The 14,748-nt window shown below is 69.5% G+C and carries 15 protein-coding genes; 8 read left to right on the top strand and 7 right to left on the bottom strand.

Annotation, left to right across the window (positions count from 1 at the left end; translation table 11 throughout):
* Positions 1-12: 12 nt before the first annotated feature.
* From ACFY0U_RS41730 to ACFY0U_RS41700, 7 genes are all read left to right on the top strand, one after another.
* The gene (locus ACFY0U_RS41730) at positions 13-615 is read left to right on the top strand and encodes a TlpA disulfide reductase family protein (protein WP_388645208.1); all 603 of its coding nucleotides are present in this window, start codon (positions 13-15) and stop codon (positions 613-615) included.
* Between the two features lies 1 nt (position 616).
* Positions 617-1,393, top strand: a complete 777-nt coding sequence (locus ACFY0U_RS41725) for a cytochrome c biogenesis CcdA family protein (protein WP_388645206.1) — start codon at positions 617-619, stop codon at positions 1,391-1,393.
* Positions 1,394-1,396: 3 nt separating this feature from the next.
* Entirely contained in the window at positions 1,397-3,106 is a 1,710-nt protein-coding gene (locus ACFY0U_RS41720) for a cytochrome c biogenesis protein ResB (protein WP_388645204.1), read from the top strand.
* Positions 3,103-4,203 (top strand): c-type cytochrome biogenesis protein CcsB, encoded by a 1,101-nt coding sequence (gene ccsB / locus ACFY0U_RS41715; protein ID WP_388645202.1) that lies wholly within the window; start codon positions 3,103-3,105, stop codon positions 4,201-4,203. Before ACFY0U_RS41720 ends, ccsB begins: the two co-directional genes overlap by 4 nt.
* A 91-nt stretch (positions 4,204-4,294) precedes the next feature.
* Positions 4,295-4,900, top strand: a complete 606-nt coding sequence (locus tag ACFY0U_RS41710) for an RNA polymerase sigma factor (RefSeq protein WP_388645201.1) — start codon at positions 4,295-4,297, stop codon at positions 4,898-4,900.
* The gene (locus ACFY0U_RS41705) at positions 4,897-5,811 is read left to right on the top strand and encodes a CU044_5270 family protein (protein WP_388645199.1); all 915 of its coding nucleotides are present in this window, start codon (positions 4,897-4,899) and stop codon (positions 5,809-5,811) included. Before ACFY0U_RS41710 ends, ACFY0U_RS41705 begins: the two co-directional genes overlap by 4 nt.
* Positions 5,812-5,850: 39 nt before the next feature.
* Complete coding sequence (locus tag ACFY0U_RS41700) at positions 5,851-6,246, top strand: SRPBCC domain-containing protein (protein ID WP_388645197.1); 396 nt, start codon at positions 5,851-5,853, stop codon at positions 6,244-6,246.
* On the opposite strand, the gene ACFY0U_RS41695 is transcribed toward ACFY0U_RS41700, so the two are convergent.
* The 4 genes from ACFY0U_RS41695 to ACFY0U_RS41680 all read right to left on the bottom strand — a co-directional run bounded on the left by ACFY0U_RS41695 (position 6,243) and on the right by ACFY0U_RS41680 (position 9,707).
* Positions 6,243-7,358, bottom strand: a complete 1,116-nt coding sequence (locus ACFY0U_RS41695; RefSeq protein WP_388645195.1) for a helix-turn-helix domain-containing protein — start codon at positions 7,356-7,358, stop codon at positions 6,243-6,245. The genes ACFY0U_RS41700 and ACFY0U_RS41695 overlap by 4 nt on opposite strands.
* A 375-nt stretch (positions 7,359-7,733) precedes the next feature.
* Entirely contained in the window at positions 7,734-7,916 is a 183-nt protein-coding gene (locus tag ACFY0U_RS41690; protein ID WP_388645194.1) for a hypothetical protein, read from the bottom strand.
* A gap of 383 nt (positions 7,917-8,299) precedes the next feature.
* Entirely contained in the window at positions 8,300-9,277 is a 978-nt protein-coding gene (locus ACFY0U_RS41685; RefSeq protein WP_388645193.1) for an isopenicillin N synthase family dioxygenase, read from the bottom strand.
* The gene (locus ACFY0U_RS41680) at positions 9,258-9,707 is read right to left on the bottom strand and encodes a nucleoside deaminase (RefSeq protein WP_388645192.1); all 450 of its coding nucleotides are present in this window, start codon (positions 9,705-9,707) and stop codon (positions 9,258-9,260) included. Before ACFY0U_RS41680 ends, ACFY0U_RS41685 begins: the two co-directional genes overlap by 20 nt.
* 100 nt (positions 9,708-9,807) lie before the next feature.
* Here ACFY0U_RS41680 and ACFY0U_RS41675 point away from each other — a divergent pair, with 100 nt between their 5' ends.
* Positions 9,808-11,103 (top strand): PucR family transcriptional regulator, encoded by a 1,296-nt coding sequence (locus ACFY0U_RS41675; RefSeq protein ID WP_388645191.1) that lies wholly within the window; start codon positions 9,808-9,810, stop codon positions 11,101-11,103.
* On the opposite strand, the gene ACFY0U_RS41670 is transcribed toward ACFY0U_RS41675, so the two are convergent.
* The 3 genes from ACFY0U_RS41670 to ACFY0U_RS41660 form a co-directional block, all read right to left on the bottom strand.
* The gene (locus ACFY0U_RS41670; protein ID WP_388645190.1) at positions 11,100-12,014 is read right to left on the bottom strand and encodes a transglutaminase-like domain-containing protein; all 915 of its coding nucleotides are present in this window, start codon (positions 12,012-12,014) and stop codon (positions 11,100-11,102) included. The genes ACFY0U_RS41675 and ACFY0U_RS41670 overlap by 4 nt on opposite strands.
* Before the next feature lie 91 nt (positions 12,015-12,105).
* Entirely contained in the window at positions 12,106-13,560 is a 1,455-nt protein-coding gene (argG, locus tag ACFY0U_RS41665) for an argininosuccinate synthase (RefSeq protein WP_388645189.1), read from the bottom strand.
* A gap of 108 nt (positions 13,561-13,668) precedes the next feature.
* The gene (locus ACFY0U_RS41660) at positions 13,669-14,646 is read right to left on the bottom strand and encodes a zinc-binding alcohol dehydrogenase family protein (protein WP_388645188.1); all 978 of its coding nucleotides are present in this window, start codon (positions 14,644-14,646) and stop codon (positions 13,669-13,671) included.
* Between the last annotated feature and the right edge of the window lie 102 nt (positions 14,647-14,748).

Raw genomic sequence — 14,748 nt, 5'->3', positions numbered from 1 at the left:
GAAACTTTTCACATGAGTGCCCTGACCCGCACCAACCGTCGTGCCGCCCTGTTCACCGCCACGGCCGCCGCAGCCGCGCTGACCCTCACCGCGTGCGGTTCCGGTGGCAAGGTGGGCGGCAGCGGTGACACCAACTTCATCACCGGCAACGACGGCGTCGACACGGTCGCCCAGGGCAAGCGGGACGCCGCCCCGGTGCTGTCCGGCAAGACCATCGACGGCAAGCAGCTCTCCACCGCCGACTACAAAGGCAAGATCCTCGTCGTCAATGTGTGGGGCTCCTGGTGCACCCCGTGCCGGGCCGAGGCGAAGAACCTCCAGGCCGTCTCCGAGAAGTTCAAGGGCCAGGGCGTCCAGTTCGTCGGCATCAACACCCGGGACACCAACACCACCTCGGCGATCAACTTCGAGAAGGAGTTCGGGGTCACCTTCCCGAGCCTGTACGACCCGACGGGCAAGCAGATGCTCCGCTTCAAGAAGGGCACGCTCAACCCGCAGCTGATCCCCTCCACGCTCGTCATCGACCGCAGCGGCAAGATCGCGGCGCGGGCACTCATGGCGCTCGGCGAGGACACGCTGACCGGGATGATCAAGCCCGTTCTCGCGGAGAAGTGACGTGAGCGCGACGTACACGCTCGCCGAGGCGGTGGTGGGCCGCAACGAGACGGTCTTCAGCGGTGCGCTGCTGCTCGCCCTGCCGATCGCCGTGCTCGGTGGCCTTGTCTCCTTCTTCTCTCCGTGCGTCCTGCCGCTCGTGCCCGGTTATCTGTCGTACGTCACGGGCGTCAGCGGCACCGACCTCGCGGAGGCCCGGCGCGGGCGGATGGTCGCCGGGGCCTCCCTGTTCGTGCTCGGCTTCACCGTCGTGTTCGTCTCCGGCGGGGCGCTGTTCGGCTTCTGGGGCTCGACCCTCCAGGAGAACAAGGAGGTCCTGACCAGGATCCTCGGCGTCCTCATGATCCTCATGGGCGTCTTCTTCATGGGTCTGATGCCCTGGCTCACTCAGCGGGAGTTCCGCTTCCACAAGCGCCCCGTCACCGGTCTCGTCGGCGCCCCCATACTCGGCGCCCTCTTCGGCATCGGCTGGACCCCGTGCATCGGCCCGACGCTCGCCTCCGTGCAGACGCTCGCCATGCAGCAGGCCAGCGCGGGGCGCGGCGCCCTGCTGACCGTCGCCTACTGCCTGGGCCTCGGCATCCCCTTCGTGCTCGCCGCAGTAGCCTTCCGCAAGGCCCTCGGTGCCTTCGCCTGGGTCAAGCGCCACTATGTCTGGGTGATGCGCATCGGCGGCACGATGATGATCCTGACCGGTGTGCTGCTGCTGACGGGCGCGTGGGACCGTCTCGTGCAGGAGATGCAAGTCTGGTCCAACGGCTTCACTGTGGGGATCTGATCGATGAGCAAGACCACAACCGACTCGACCCCGGCCACCGGTGACGAGGATCTGGGCGCGGCGGGTTCCCAGCTCTCCACCGCCCCCGTGGAGGACGCCCCCAACCTGCCCTCGCTGGGCGTCATCGGCTGGGTCCGCTGGTTCTGGCGGCAGCTGACCTCCATGCGGGTCGCGCTGCTGCTGCTCCTGCTGCTGTCGCTCGGCGCGATCCCCGGCTCGCTGATCCCGCAGAGCGGCACCGACGAGACCAAGGTCGCCGACTTCCGTAACGCCAACCCCACCCTCGGGGACGTCTACGACAAGCTCGGTCTCTTCCACGTCTACAGCTCGGTGTGGTTCTCCGCGATCTACATCCTGCTGTTCGTCTCCCTCATCGGCTGCATCGTGCCCCGCACCTGGCAGTTCGTCGGCCAGCTGCGCGGCCGCCCGCCGGGCGCCCCGAAGCGGCTGACCCGGCTGCCGGCCTACACCACCTGGCGCACCGAGGCCGAGCCCGAGCAGGTCCGCGAGGCCGCGCTCGCCCTGCTGAAGAAGCGCCGCTTCCGCGCCCACCTCGCCGGGGACAACGTCGCCGCCGAGAAGGGCTATCTGCGGGAGGTCGGCAACCTCGCCTTCCACATCGCGCTCATCGTGATGCTGATCGCCTTCGCCTGGGGTCAGTTGTTCAAGATGGAGGGCAACAAGCTGGTCGTCGAGGGCGACGGGTTCTCCAACACCCTCACGCAGTACGACGACTTCAAGTCCGGCACCCTCTTCAACCAGGACGAGCTGGACCCGTTCAGTTTCAGGCTCAACGACTTCCAGGGCACTTACGAGACGACCGGCCCCAACCGCGGTACCGCACGTACCTTCCAGGCCGACCTCACCTACAGCGTCGGCGCCTACGGCAAGGGCAAGCGGACGGTCATCAAGGTCAACAAGCCGATGGAGGTCGGCGACTCCAAGGTCTACCTCACCGCCCACGGCTACGCGCCCGTCATCACGGTCCGCGACGGCAAGGGCAACGTCGTCTACCGTGACGCGGTCCCGCTCCTTCCGCTGGACAACAACATCACCTCCTCCGGTGTCATCAAGGTCATGGACGGCTACCGCAACGCCAAGGGTGTGCGGGAGCAGCTCGGCTTCGAGGCCTTCTTCCTGCCGACGTACAAGCCGGGCAGCGAGACGGCCTCCACCTTCCCGGCGCTGAACAACCCGGTGCTCAACCTCGCGGGCTACTACGGCGACCTCGGGGTCGACGCGGGCATCCCGCAGAGCGTCTACCAGCTCGACAAGTCCCATCTGAAGGAGTTCAAGGACTCCAAGGGCGAGCAGCAGCGGGAGAACCTCAAGCCGGGCGAGACCATGAAGCTCCCCAACGGCGCCGGTTCGATCACCTACGACTCCACCGCGGAGTGGGCCAACTTCCAGGTCACCCGCCAGCCCGCCAGCGGCTGGGCACTGACCGGCTCGGTCGTCGCGATCTTCGGTCTCGCCGGCTCGCTGTTCATCTCCCGCCGCCGGGTGTGGGTGCGGGCGGTCAAGGGCGCCGACGGTGTGACGGTCGTCGAGATGGCGGGCCTGGGCCGCAGCGAGTCCGCGAAGGTGCCGGAGGAACTGGGCGACCTCGCCGGGATCCTGTACGACCAGGCGCCAGGGGCGCCCGAAGCAGACGAAGACTCCACCGATACCCCCGAACCCCACGTCGTACCTGCCGAAGGGCATGAGAAGTGACTCTCGCCGCCGCGACGGATCTGGCCGCCGCCACCAACGAACATCTCGCGAATCTCAGCAACACGCTGATCTACTCCGCGATGGCCGTCTACACCCTGGCCTTCTTCGCCTACATCACCGAATGGATCTTCGGTAGCCGCAGCAAGATCGGCCGTACCGCCGCCGCGCTCACCGAAGGGGCGGACGGCAAGGCGAAGGCGCCGGCCGTGACGGTGAAGAAGGGCGGCTCCACCGCTGTACTGGAACGGCCGAAGGTCGTGGTGCGGGCCGCGGCCGGGCAGCGGGATGTGCCGGACGGGCCCGGGGCGCACGGTGGGGACGAGCAGGGGGACCTCTACGGGCGTATCGCGGTGTCCCTCACGGTGCTCGCCTTTCTCATCGAGCTCGCCGGGGTCATCGCCCGCGCGGCCTCGGTGGAGCGGGCCCCCTGGGGCAACATGTACGAGTTCAACATCACCTTCTCCACGGTGGCCGTCGGTGTGTACCTCACGCTGCTCGCGCTGAGGAAGAACGTGCGCTGGCTCGGGCTGTTCCTGATCACGACGGTCCTCCTCGATCTCGGCATCGCCGTCACTGTCTTGTACACCGCCAGCGACCAGTTGGTTCCCGCCCTTCACTCGTACTGGCTGTACATCCACGTCTCCACGGCGATCCTGTGCGGCGCGGTCTTCTACGTCGGCGCGGTCAGCACGATCCTGTACCTGTTCAAGGACTCCTACGAGAACAAGCTCGCGAGCGGCGGCAAGCCCGGCAGCTTCGCCACCTCCTTCCTGGAGCGGCTGCCCGCCTCGGCCTCCCTCGACAAGTTCTCCTACCGCGTCAACGCGGCCGTCTTCCCGCTGTGGACGTTCACGATCATCGCGGGCGCGATCTGGGCGGGCGACGCCTGGGGCCGCTACTGGGGCTGGGACCCGAAGGAGACGTGGGCGTTCATCACCTGGGTCGCCTACGCCTGCTACCTGCACGCCCGTGCCACGGCCGGCTGGAAGGGCCGCAAGGCCGCCTACCTGGCCCTGCTCGCCTTCGGCTGCTGGCTGTTCAACTACTACGGCGTGAACATCTTCGTCTCCGGCAAGCACTCCTACGCGGGCGTGTGAGTCAGGGGCCTGAGTCCCTTACGGCGATGGCCGGTTCCCTGTGACCTGAGTCACGGGAACCGGCCTTCGTCGTCCGGACAGATGGAGGGGCGTGGATACGAATCTGCGGAAACGGATTCGCGCGGGGGACCACGGCGCCTTCGGTGACCTCTTCGACGCGTACGCACGCTCCGTCTACAACCATGCCTACCGGCTCACCGGGGAGTGGTCGACCGCCGAGGACGTCGTCTCGCTGACCTTCCTCGACGCGTGGCGGCTGCGCGAGCGGATCGACGAGGAGGGCGGCTCCCTGCGCCCCTGGCTGCTGGGCATCGCCACCAACGTCACGCGCAACACCCGGCGTGCGGCGCGAAGACATGCCGCCGCCGTGGCGCGGCTGCCGCGCGACGAGACGGTGCGGGACTTCGCCGACGAGGTCGCCGGGCGGCTCGACGACGCCGCGCAACTGGACGTCGTACGGACCACGTTGGCGAAGCTGCGGCGGGCCGAGCGTGAGGTGCTGGCGTTGTGCGTGTGGTCGGGGCTGGGGTACGAGGCGGCGGCCGAGGCGCTCGGGGTGCCCGTCGGGACCGTGCGGTCACGGCTTTCGCGCGCGAGGACAAAACTGGCGAAACATAGGGAACTCTCCCAAACGTTCGGACAGATGAGAGGTGACCGCACCACCGCGGTCGGGCCCCTGAGGGAGGGGAACCGATGAACCAGCTTCCCGAGAAGGACCTTCCGCCGGGCCGTCACCGACTGCTCAAGGAGCATCTGATGACCGAGATCCGGCAGGAAGAGAAGCAGCCCGTACGCCGCCCCTGGCTGCGCCCCGCCCTGGTCGCCGGAGCCGTCGCGGCGGTCACCGCCGTGACCCTCACGTTCACCGTGCCGTCGGGCTCCGGCGAGCCCGCCACACCACAGGCCGCGCCCTCCTCGCCCGCGTCCCGCAGCGCCGCGGCCCTCCTGGAGGACATCGCGCTCGCCGCCGAGCATGCGGACGTGCCGGGCGACATCCGCGACGACCAGTTCGTGTACGTCAGGAGCAAGGTCAGCTGGTCCGGGTACGACATGTCCACGGGCATCGGGAGGATCGAGCCGGTGCGCGAGCGGGAGGCGTGGGAGTCGGTGGACGGCAGTCGGCGGGGTGCTGTGACCGACCTCTACCGCAAGCTGGACCGGACGCCCACGGAGGCCGATCGGGGGGACTGCTACCGGACTCTGCAGACCCTGCCGACCGACCCCGACGAGATGTACGACTGGCTGAACCGGACGAGCCAGGGCCACAACAGCAAGAACGAGGCCAACTTCAGCCTGGTCGCCGACCTCGTCAATGAGTCGCTGATGCCTCCGGCGCAGGCCGCCGCCCTCTACCGGGCGGCCGCCGAGATCCCCGATGTCTTCGTCATCGACGATGAGGTCGACGCGGCCGGACGCCACGGTGTGGCGATCGCCCGCGACGATCGAGGACGGCGCTTCGAGCTGATCTTCGACAAGGAGACCAAGGAATACCTCGGCGAGCGGCAGGTGGCACTGAAGGACGGCGAGGGCATCAAGAAGGGTGACGTGATCGCCCGCACCGCGGTACTGGAGCGGGCCGTCGTGGACAGGGCGGGCTTGCGCCCCTGACCACGTGCGGAACCTGTGCCGCCGGGGCACGCTGGAGGCATGAGCGGTTCCATCGAGCAGGGCACCGGCCAGAGCCAGGGGAACACGCGCGTCCTGCACTTCCTGGTGAGGCTTCCGCGGCCCATGGAGACGGTCTGGCCGGTGCTGGCGACGGCGGAGGGGCTCGCGGGCTGGTTCACGGAGGCCGAGGTGCTCGAACCCCGGCTCGGCGGCGCGGTCGCGCTGCGCGGGCTGGGGTCCGGGCATGTCACCGCCTGGGACGTGGAGCGGGTCGCCGAGTACACACTGGAGGACGGCGGACGGATCCGGTTCCATCTGGAGCGGGACGGGGACGATGGCTCGGCTCTTCGGTTCACCCATGAGTTCCGGGGTGAGGGGGAGACCGAGGCGCGGTGGCGGGCGCGGTTCGAGCGGCTCCTTGAGACGCTCTCCTAGTACCTGCGGCGCGGCGTCCGCATCGGCGCGCCCCGCGCCAGCAACCGCTGCCGTACCTGGGCCCGGGTCGAGCGGGACGGCGTCGGCACCCTCGGGTACAGGCAGGCGTACAGCCGCGCCTCGTTGAGGGCGCGGGCCATGCCGCCGGGGGAGAGGGTGAAGGAGTCGGTGGCGCTGTCGGGGCTTCGTTCGCGGACCGCGAGGCCTCGGGTGAGGAGGCCTCGCCAGACCTCGGGCTCGGCCAGGTGGAGGGCGCGCTGCTCCGGCACGGACTCGCCGCTCAGGAGGCCGACGGTCAGTCGCCACTGGCGGCTGGGCATGGCCTCGGAGAGGAAGCGGACCAGGCGGGCGGCGGTGTCGGCGGGGGCGCGGTCGATGCGTTCGGTGAGGAACTTGACGCGGGCCAGGGCGTGTTCCATGTCCTCGTCGGTCTGGGCGTAGGCCGCGTTGGCCTCGGCGAGGGCGCGTTCCTTCAAGTCGTTGCGCAGGCGGGCCAGTTCGTGGGTCACGAGCCGGGCGGTCATGCCGACGGGGCGGCGCAACAGCTCGGCGATGCGCAGGAGTTCGGGTTCGTCGGTGTGCACGGCGGGTGGGGTGAACCGCTCGTGGGCCCGGCCGAAGAGCGCGTTGAGCAGCTGGGCGATCTCCCCTCGCCGCAGCACGGCCTGGGGGTGCGAGGTCAGGGCGCGGTGCACGGTGCGTACGTGGACGGAGAAGGCGCGGGCGAGCAGCAACGGCAGCATGCCGTCGTGCCGGGACGGCAGCTTCGCGGAGAGTTCCAGTTCGCGGTAGGTGGTACGGCTGATGCCCAGGAAGTCGGCGACCTCGGCGGTGGTGAGGCCGGCGGTGGCGCGCAGATGACGTATGCCGTGCTCCAAGTCGGCGGGTGCGGCGCACAGATGGCGGGGGGCGACCCCGAACACCTTGGCCAGCTGCTCTATCCGGCCGGCCTCCGGTATCGACGTGCCTTTCTCGTACGCCAATACGCGCGACTTGGACGTGCCGAGCCGTCGGGCGACCTCGGCGGCGCTGAGCAACTGCCCGTCGACCGGGCGGTGTCGGCGTATGTCACGCAGTGCCGTGGAGCTGAACGGTGCCGTGCCCCGGGCCATGAAACCCCTCCCGTCACATCACGCAGCGCACGATCGCAGGGCAACGGTACCGTTTAGGGTCAACTCGCGGTGGACGGAAAGCCGGTCGCGGCGCATCGTTCGACGTATGTGAGCTGGCTGGGCGGCGGACTGGCACCGTCTAAGGTTCGATAGGGTTCTCGAAACGGCGTGCCGCACGGCAATATCAGGGGCACGCAATGCGGGGAAATACGCGGGGGAACGGAATTCTCTGAACTCCGGCGGCGTTTCACGCGTGAGTACTTGCGATGGGCCAGAGAAAACAAGTGGGCCCGCATCCTGGCCATGCTTCCGGCACCGATCCAGGACGCGGACCCTGGCCGGCCCGGCAGTGACGCGGCGGGTGAGGGGGCTACCTCATCCGCCGCAGCCACGCAGCAGCTCGGCGAGTCCGATCGCGACGCCGATGACGTTGACGATCAGCTGAACCCGCTCACTGCCTAAACGTGAACTGCCTGGCTGATCCGGCTCCTGCGGGTCCGAGCGGTCCGGTGGATGAGGCTCTCCGGGGTCCGGCTCGGTCTCGTCGGAAGTGGCCATAGTGGATCTGTCTCCTTTCCGGGATTCACGCTCGTAGGCGGGACGTTCACCCACAGGCGTGGACCCGGGAAAGAAGATGCGCCCACCATACCGACTCCCTCGTGGCTTCCTGTGACGCTCTTCGAACACACAGTGCACGGACGACCACTCGAACCGTCGAACACATATGGAAACTCAGCTCCGTTTGACCGCATGAGTTTGCAACGGTTCGTCAAATGCCCAGATCGGGAGGGGGTGTGGAGGACGCGGGGGACGCGTGGCGACCGCAACGAAGACGCCGGGGCGAGGGCCCCGGCGTAAACGAAAAGGGATCTGTGATCTATCACACATTGTCGACTTAGCGAGTCAACTACCCCTGTGTACTTGGGAGTAGGCACTCGGTGTCAGTCGACGGTGATCGAATCCAGCTTCTCCCGCAGGTACACATGCGAGTCGACCGGCTCGTACGCCACCCGCCCGACCGGCTCCGGCACCGACTCCACCAGCGTTCCCGGGGTGCACTCGCCGAAGTAGACGAGGGACATCAACTCCTCGGCGGGCGCGTCCGCGGGCGGCGGCAGGACCCGGTGCCGTCCCGAGCGCCAACGGTCGCCGGTCCAACGGGCCATCAGATCACCGATGTTGATGGTGAAGGCGTCCGGGTCGAAGGGCGCGTCCTCCCAGCCGCCCTCGTCCGTGTACACCTGCAATCCGCCCTTGCCCGCCTGCCGGTCGAGGATCGTCACCGTGCCGAAGTCGGTGTGCGGGCCGATGCGGAACTGGCCGGGCTGGGGTTCGCCGACGACCTCGGTGCCGGGGTACCAGTTGATGTTGAAGCCGTACGTGGGGTGGTCCATGTGCCGGGAGAAGAAGTCGTGTTCGAGCCCGAGCGCCACGCCCAGCAGGTCGAGGAGCTGGTTCTCCAGCTCGCCCATCCGCGCCAGATACTCCTCGCACAGGGTCTGGAGCTCCGGCACCTCCGCCGGCCAGATGTTGGGCGCGTACCACTCGGCGTTGATCACCGGGTCGTCGTAGGGGTCGTGGGTGGCGAAGGTGAGGGACTCCTTGAGGTCCGGCGGGGTCTCGGTCCCCTCCGAGTACCCGTTGGCCTCCGCCCCGGGACCCAGCCACCCGCGTCCGCCGACCTTCGCGGTGTAGGGCTGCTTGACGTCGACGGGCATCCGGAAGAAGGAACGGGCCGCCTCCCGGATCGCCGCGCGCAGCTCCGGGTCCACGCCATGCCCGGTGACCAGGAAGAACCCGGCGGTCTGGAGGGCCTCGTCGAGGGTGCGGGCGATCGCGGCGCGGGCCTCGGGGTCGCCGTCGATCCAGGGCGACAGGTCGATGGTCGGGATACGGGGCTCAGTCACCGATGTCCTCATTCCAGAGAGCCGGGTTGTTCTTGATGAAGTCGCGCATCATCTCGACGCACTCGGGGTCGTCCAGCAGGACGATCTCCACCCCGTGCTCGGCGAGCCAGTCGTGGCCGCCGTGGAAGGTGGTCGCCTCGCCGATCACCACCCGGGAGATGCCGAACTGCCGGACCAGTCCGGAGCAGTACCAGCAGGGCGAGAGGGTCGTCACCATCGTCGTACCGCGATACGACCGCTGCCGCCCCGCCGCGCGGAACGCCGCCGTCTCCGCGTGCATGGAGGGGTCGTCGTCCTGGACACGCCGGTTGTGGCCGCGGCCCAGCAGGGTGCCGTCGGCTCCGTAGAGCGCGGCGCCGATCGGGATGCCGCCCTCGGCGAGACCGGCGCAGGCCTCCGCGAGGGCGGTGGCGAGCTGGGTGTGCGGGTCCGTGGGGTCCATGCGTCCACTCTCCTGTGGCCGAAACACGAGGGCAACGTGCGGAAAGTACTCTCCCCGCAGCCCGCAGCCGGACGAACTGTCAGCGCCCTGGAGGTTCCCCGTGCCCGCCCTCACCCTCCGCGAAGTCCTCACCCTCGACCCCGTCCGCGCGACCGAGCCGCAGCTGCTGGCCGGGGAGGGCGCCCTCGACCGCCCCGTCCGCTGGGTCCACTCCAGCGAGGTCTACGAGGGCGCGAACTTCCTCGACGGCGGCGAGCTGCTCCTGACCAACGGTTTCGGGCTGACCGAGCCGGACGAGGAGGTCCGGCGCCGGTATGTGCGGGAGCTGGCGGCCCGGGGTGCGGCGGGGCTGGCGGTGGAGGTGGGGCGTTCCCTGCCCGCCATGCCGGCCGAGGTGATCGACGAGGCGCGGCGCCTTGAGCTGCCGCTGCTGGCCATGCACCGGGTCGTGCCCTTCGTACGGATCACCGAGGCCGCCAATCGGGCGATCGTGGCGCGGGGGCTGTCCGGGCGGGCGGTGGTACGGCCGTGGGGGGACGACCATACGGCGGCGCTGCTGGCGGATCTCGCCGACCGGGGGGCGCTGAACCAGCCCGAGGTGGAGGCGCGCGCGGCGCTCGCCGGGTTCCATCCGGGGCCGGGGGCGCGGCTGATCGGCGTGTCCGTGCACGGTGCGCGGCAGACGGGGGTGGTGGACCGGGCGGTGCGGGTGCTGGGCGGGGCGAGCGTCCTGCGGGCGGCGTTCCCGGGGGACGTGCTCGCGCTGCTGGCGTTGCCCGGGACCCGGTCCGGTGATCCCATACGGGCGGTCCAGGAGGCGTTCCGTTCCGCCGCCGAACCCGGCCTGACCGTGGCCGTCGGGCATGCCGTGGCCGTCGGGAGCGGGTGGCTGCGGTGGAGCGATACGTTGCGGGCGGCCCGGACGACCCTGGAGCTGGCGCTGACCGTCCCGGCCGCGGAGCCCGGGGCGCCCGAGGGGCCGTTGGTGACGTCCTCTCGGGCGCTTGCGCTGGAGCGGGAGCTGACGCGGGGCGGTATCGATGCGAACCGGGATCGGCTGGCTCGGTTGGTGCAGCATGCGCTGGGGCCGTTGTTGGAGTGGGAGGCCGCCCACGCGAGTGATCTTGTGCGGACGCTGGAGGTGCATCTGCGGAACGGGTGCTCGCCCACGCGGACGGCGGCTCTGCTGCACATAGGGCGGCAGTCGCTCTATCAGCGGCTGGAGCGGATCGAGTCCCTTTTGGGGCTGGAGATCGGGGATCCGGATCTGTTGGGGGAGTTGCTGGCGGCGGCTTGTGCGCATCGGGTGGTGCGGGGGCGGTCCGACAGTCGTTCGGGTGCGGCTTCGTCGTGGCCGGTCGCGCAGTTCCCCGCGCCCCTGGGGTCGTTGGCCTAGCGCAGGATTATCTCGCTCGGGCCGTTGAAGGGGGCGTAACACGTGACCGTTCGTGGGGTGCGCAGGGTGTCGTTCTCAGCGAAGAGGTCTCTTGCTGCTTCGAAGCTCACCTCGCCCGAGATCACCGGGGCGACCCCGTCGTAGAACTCACGTGACTGCGCCGGCAGCGGTGTTCCCGGCTCGCCCTCGTCCTCTCCCCATACGTCCCACAGGAGCGTCTCCACTTTGTTGAGCGCGGCCAGGTCCAGGCGGATGTTGCCGGCGACGAAGCGTTCGCCCCAGAAGGGGCCTTCCTGTGGACCGTGGAGGCCGAAGGTCCGTTCGTCGGCGCCGTTCTCGCGGATCGCCCGCCATGCCTCGCCCGCGACGAGGAAGCGGTCGCGCGGGACGTTCATGGGGTCGAAGTCCACGTCCCAGGCGTGGTGCAGGGCGGGGTCGGCCAGCTGGGCGTCGGCGAGCAGCCAGCCTCGCTTGTCGTCCCAGTACTCGGTGACCACGTGGTCACAGTGGAAGCCGGTGGTGCCGAAGTAGTCGGCGAAGCCGGACCGCAGGCGGGCCGGGATGCCCGCGTGGCGCAGGAACGAGCAGTGCAGCAGCGTGAAGTCCCGGCAGGTGCCGACGAAGCGGTCCTCGGCCTTGCGTCGTTCGGTGAGCGGGGCGGGGTCGCGGTCTACGAGGATGTGCAGGACGTCGTCGATGTAGCGGGACTCGGCGTCGTTGTGGAGACGGTCCTTCGGGTGGGTGTGGCCGAAGAGGTCGCCCTCGACGCGGTGGATCAGCAAATCTCTTGAGATGCGGGCCAGTTCGGCCGGATCCCGCGGTAAGCCGGTGTAGAGGCGGGCTAGATCGCCAGGGGTGGAGAACGTGCTCTGGGAGGCGTAGAAGGCGAGGGCTTCCTTGGTCTCGGGCATGGGGACGACCGTGCCAAAATTCGGCACAAAATGTCTATAGGGAAAGGCCGGTCGGAAGCTCCGACCGGCCTTTCCCCATAGGTCCGTTGACTCAGTCCGTGCCGGACTCCATCGCCGCCCGGTCCAGCAGCGCGTCCTCCTCCGAGACCTCGCCGCGGGAGGCGATGACCTCGGCGCCGCCCTCCGACAGCTCCGGCATCGTGCCGATCAGTCCCGTCGCCGCCGCCTGGGAGGCGCCGATGGTGGGGCTGCCGGTGCCGATGAGGCCGAGGCCCGCGTACTGCTCCAGCTTGGCGCGGGAGTCGGCGATGTCGAGGTTGCGCATGGTCAGCTGGCCGATGCGGTCGACGGGGCCGAAGGCGGAGTCCTCGGTGCGCTCCATGGAGAGCTTGTCGGGGTGGTAGCTGAACGCCGGGCCCGTGGTGTCGAGGATCGAGTAGTCCTCGCCGCGGCGCAGGCGCAGGGTGACCTCGCCGGTGATCGCCGCGCCGACCCAGCGCTGGAGCGACTCGCGGATCATCAGCGCCTGCGGGTCCAGCCAGCGGCCCTCGTACATGAGCCGGCCGAGGCGGCGGCCCTCGTTGTGGTACTGGGCGAGGGTGTCCTCGTTGTGGATCGCGTTGACGAGGCGCTCGTACGCGGCGTGGAGCAGAGCCATGCCGGGAGCCTCGTAGATACCGCGGCTCTTCGCCTCGATGATCCGGTTCTCGATCTGGTCGGACATGCCCAGGCCGTGGCGGCCGCCGATGGCGTTGGCCTCCAGGACCAGGTCCACGGCGGAGGCGAACTCCTTGCCGTTGATGGTGACCGGGCGGCCCTGCTCGAAGCCGATCGTCACGTCCTCGGTGGCGATCTCGACCGACGGGTCCCAGAACTTGACGCCCATGATCGGCTCGACGGTCTCGAGGCCGGTGTCCAGGTGCTCCAGGGTCTTCGCCTCGTGCGTGGCGCCCCAGATGTTGGCGTCGGTGGAGTACGCCTTCTCCGTGGAGTCCCGGTAGGGCAGCTGGTGGGCGACCAGCCACTCCGACATCTCCTTGCGGCCGCCGAGCTCGGTCACGAACGCCGCGTCCAGCCAGGGCTTGTAGATCCGCAGGTGCGGGTTGGCGAGCAGACCGTAGCGGTAGAACCGCTCGATGTCGTTGCCCTTGTACGTCGAGCCGTCGCCCCAGATCTGGACGTCGTCCTCGAGCATCGCCCGGACCAGCAGCGTGCCGGTGACGGCACGGCCGAGGGGGGTCGTGTTGAAGTACGCCCTCCCGCCCGAGCGGATGTGGAACGCGCCGCAGGTGAGCGCGGCCAGGCCCTCCTCGACCAGCGCCGCGCGGCAGTCGACCAGGCGCGCGATCTCGGCGCCGTAGGTCTTGGCGCGGCCGGGCACCGAGGCGATGTCGGGCTCGTCGTACTGGCCGATGTCGGCGGTGTAGGTGCACGGGACGGCGCCCTTGTCACGCATCCACGCGACCGCGACGGAGGTGTCGAGGCCGCCCGAGAAGGCGATGCCGACGCGCTCGCCGGCGGGCAGGGAGGTGAGGACCTTGGACATAGGAAGATTATGCACCCGAATGCATGGTCATGCAAACCCGGGTGGTGCCGGGTATCGAGTGAAGCCCGTCACTCTCTCGCCACGGATCTCCAGATCCGACGCGGTGGCCTACTCGCCGGCCACCGTCAGCAGCAGCTTGCCCGTGCTCGTCCGCGTCCCCATCAGCCGGTGCGCCTGTGCCGCCTCCGCCAGGCCGAACTCGGCGGTGACGGGAAGCGTGACGGTTCCGTCCGCGACCTTCGCGAAGGCCCGCCCGGTCAGCGTCCGCAGCGCGTCCGGCGCGGTCTGTGCGAGGGTCAGGATGGAGAAGCCGCCGACGGTCACGCCGTGGGGGAACAGCTCGGGCTGCCCGACGCTCCAGGGCTGCGCGCCGCTCGCGTTGCCGAAGGAGACCAGGCGCCCGAAGACCGCCAGCGAGGCCAGTGAGGCGCGGAAGGTGTCGCCGCCGACGGGGTCCAGGGCGAGGTCGACGCCGCGGCCATGGGTGGTCTCCATGACGGCCTTCTCGAAGTCGCCGACGAAGACCTCGTCGTACGAGCCGTGCTCCTTCGCGAACGCGGCCTTCCCCGCGCTCGACACGACCCCCAGGACGGTCGCCCCGGCTGCCTTCGCCAGCCGGCCCGCGACCGTCCCGATGCCCCCGGCGGCACCCTGCACGAGGACCGTCTCGCCGGGCTGGAGCCGGCCCACCGAATGGATGAGCGCGTACGACGTCGGCAGCACGGTCGGCAGGGTCGCGGCGGTGCGCAGATCGATGCCGGAAGGGACCGGGAAGACGGTGGCCGCGTCCGCGACGGCGACCTCGGCGTAGCCGCCACCGGCGGTCAGTGCGGCGACCTCCTGTCCGACGGTGAGCCCGGTGACGCCCGCGCCGAGGGCCCGCACGCGCCCGGAGACCTCAAGGCCCGGCCGGAAGGGCAGCGACGGCACCCGGTACCCGGTCTCCCTCGCCTTCAGATCGGCGAAGTTGATCCCGGCGTACGCCACGTCGACGCTCACCTGGCCGGGGCCGGGCTCGGGGACGTCCACCTCTACTGCATGGAGGACCTCGGGACCGCCGTACTCCGGGATCTCCACTGCGCGCATACCGCACCCCTCGCCGGTGACTGTTCAATGAAAAGCGAACACTCGCGACTGTATGGTTTTCATCGAACACTCCGCAACCCGTCCGTCGTGAGGGAGGCCCGC

This window comes from Streptomyces sp. NPDC001536 (assembly GCF_042894505.1).
GTDB lineage: Bacteria > Actinomycetota > Actinomycetes > Streptomycetales > Streptomycetaceae > Streptomyces.
Note: the sequence above shows the minus strand (reverse complement) of the source record. Positions and strands in the feature narration are given on the sequence as shown.

Bases quoted from the DNA above. Each gene is read 5' to 3' on its own strand.
- ACFY0U_RS41730 (WP_388645208.1), top strand. From the start codon at position 13: ATGAGTGCCCTGACCCGCACCAACCGTCGTGCCGCCCTGTTCACCGCC.
- argG (WP_388645189.1), bottom strand. From the start codon at position 13,560: ATGTCCAAGGTCCTCACCTCCCTGCCCGCCGGCGAGCGCGTCGGCATC.
- ACFY0U_RS41705 (WP_388645199.1), top strand. From the start codon at position 4,897: ATGAACCAGCTTCCCGAGAAGGACCTTCCGCCGGGCCGTCACCGACTG.
- ACFY0U_RS41695 (WP_388645195.1), bottom strand. From the start codon at position 7,358: ATGGCCCGGGGCACGGCACCGTTCAGCTCCACGGCACTGCGTGACATA.
- ACFY0U_RS41690 (WP_388645194.1), bottom strand. From the start codon at position 7,916: ATGGCCACTTCCGACGAGACCGAGCCGGACCCCGGAGAGCCTCATCCA.
- ACFY0U_RS41680 (WP_388645192.1), bottom strand. From the start codon at position 9,707: ATGGACCCCACGGACCCGCACACCCAGCTCGCCACCGCCCTCGCGGAG.
- ACFY0U_RS41720 (WP_388645204.1), top strand. From the start codon at position 1,397: ATGAGCAAGACCACAACCGACTCGACCCCGGCCACCGGTGACGAGGAT.
- ACFY0U_RS41685 (WP_388645193.1), bottom strand. From the start codon at position 9,277: ATGAGGACATCGGTGACTGAGCCCCGTATCCCGACCATCGACCTGTCG.
- ACFY0U_RS41660 (WP_388645188.1), bottom strand. From the start codon at position 14,646: ATGCGCGCAGTGGAGATCCCGGAGTACGGCGGTCCCGAGGTCCTCCAT.
- ACFY0U_RS41700 (WP_388645197.1), top strand. From the start codon at position 5,851: ATGAGCGGTTCCATCGAGCAGGGCACCGGCCAGAGCCAGGGGAACACG.
- ACFY0U_RS41670 (WP_388645190.1), bottom strand. From the start codon at position 12,014: ATGCCCGAGACCAAGGAAGCCCTCGCCTTCTACGCCTCCCAGAGCACG.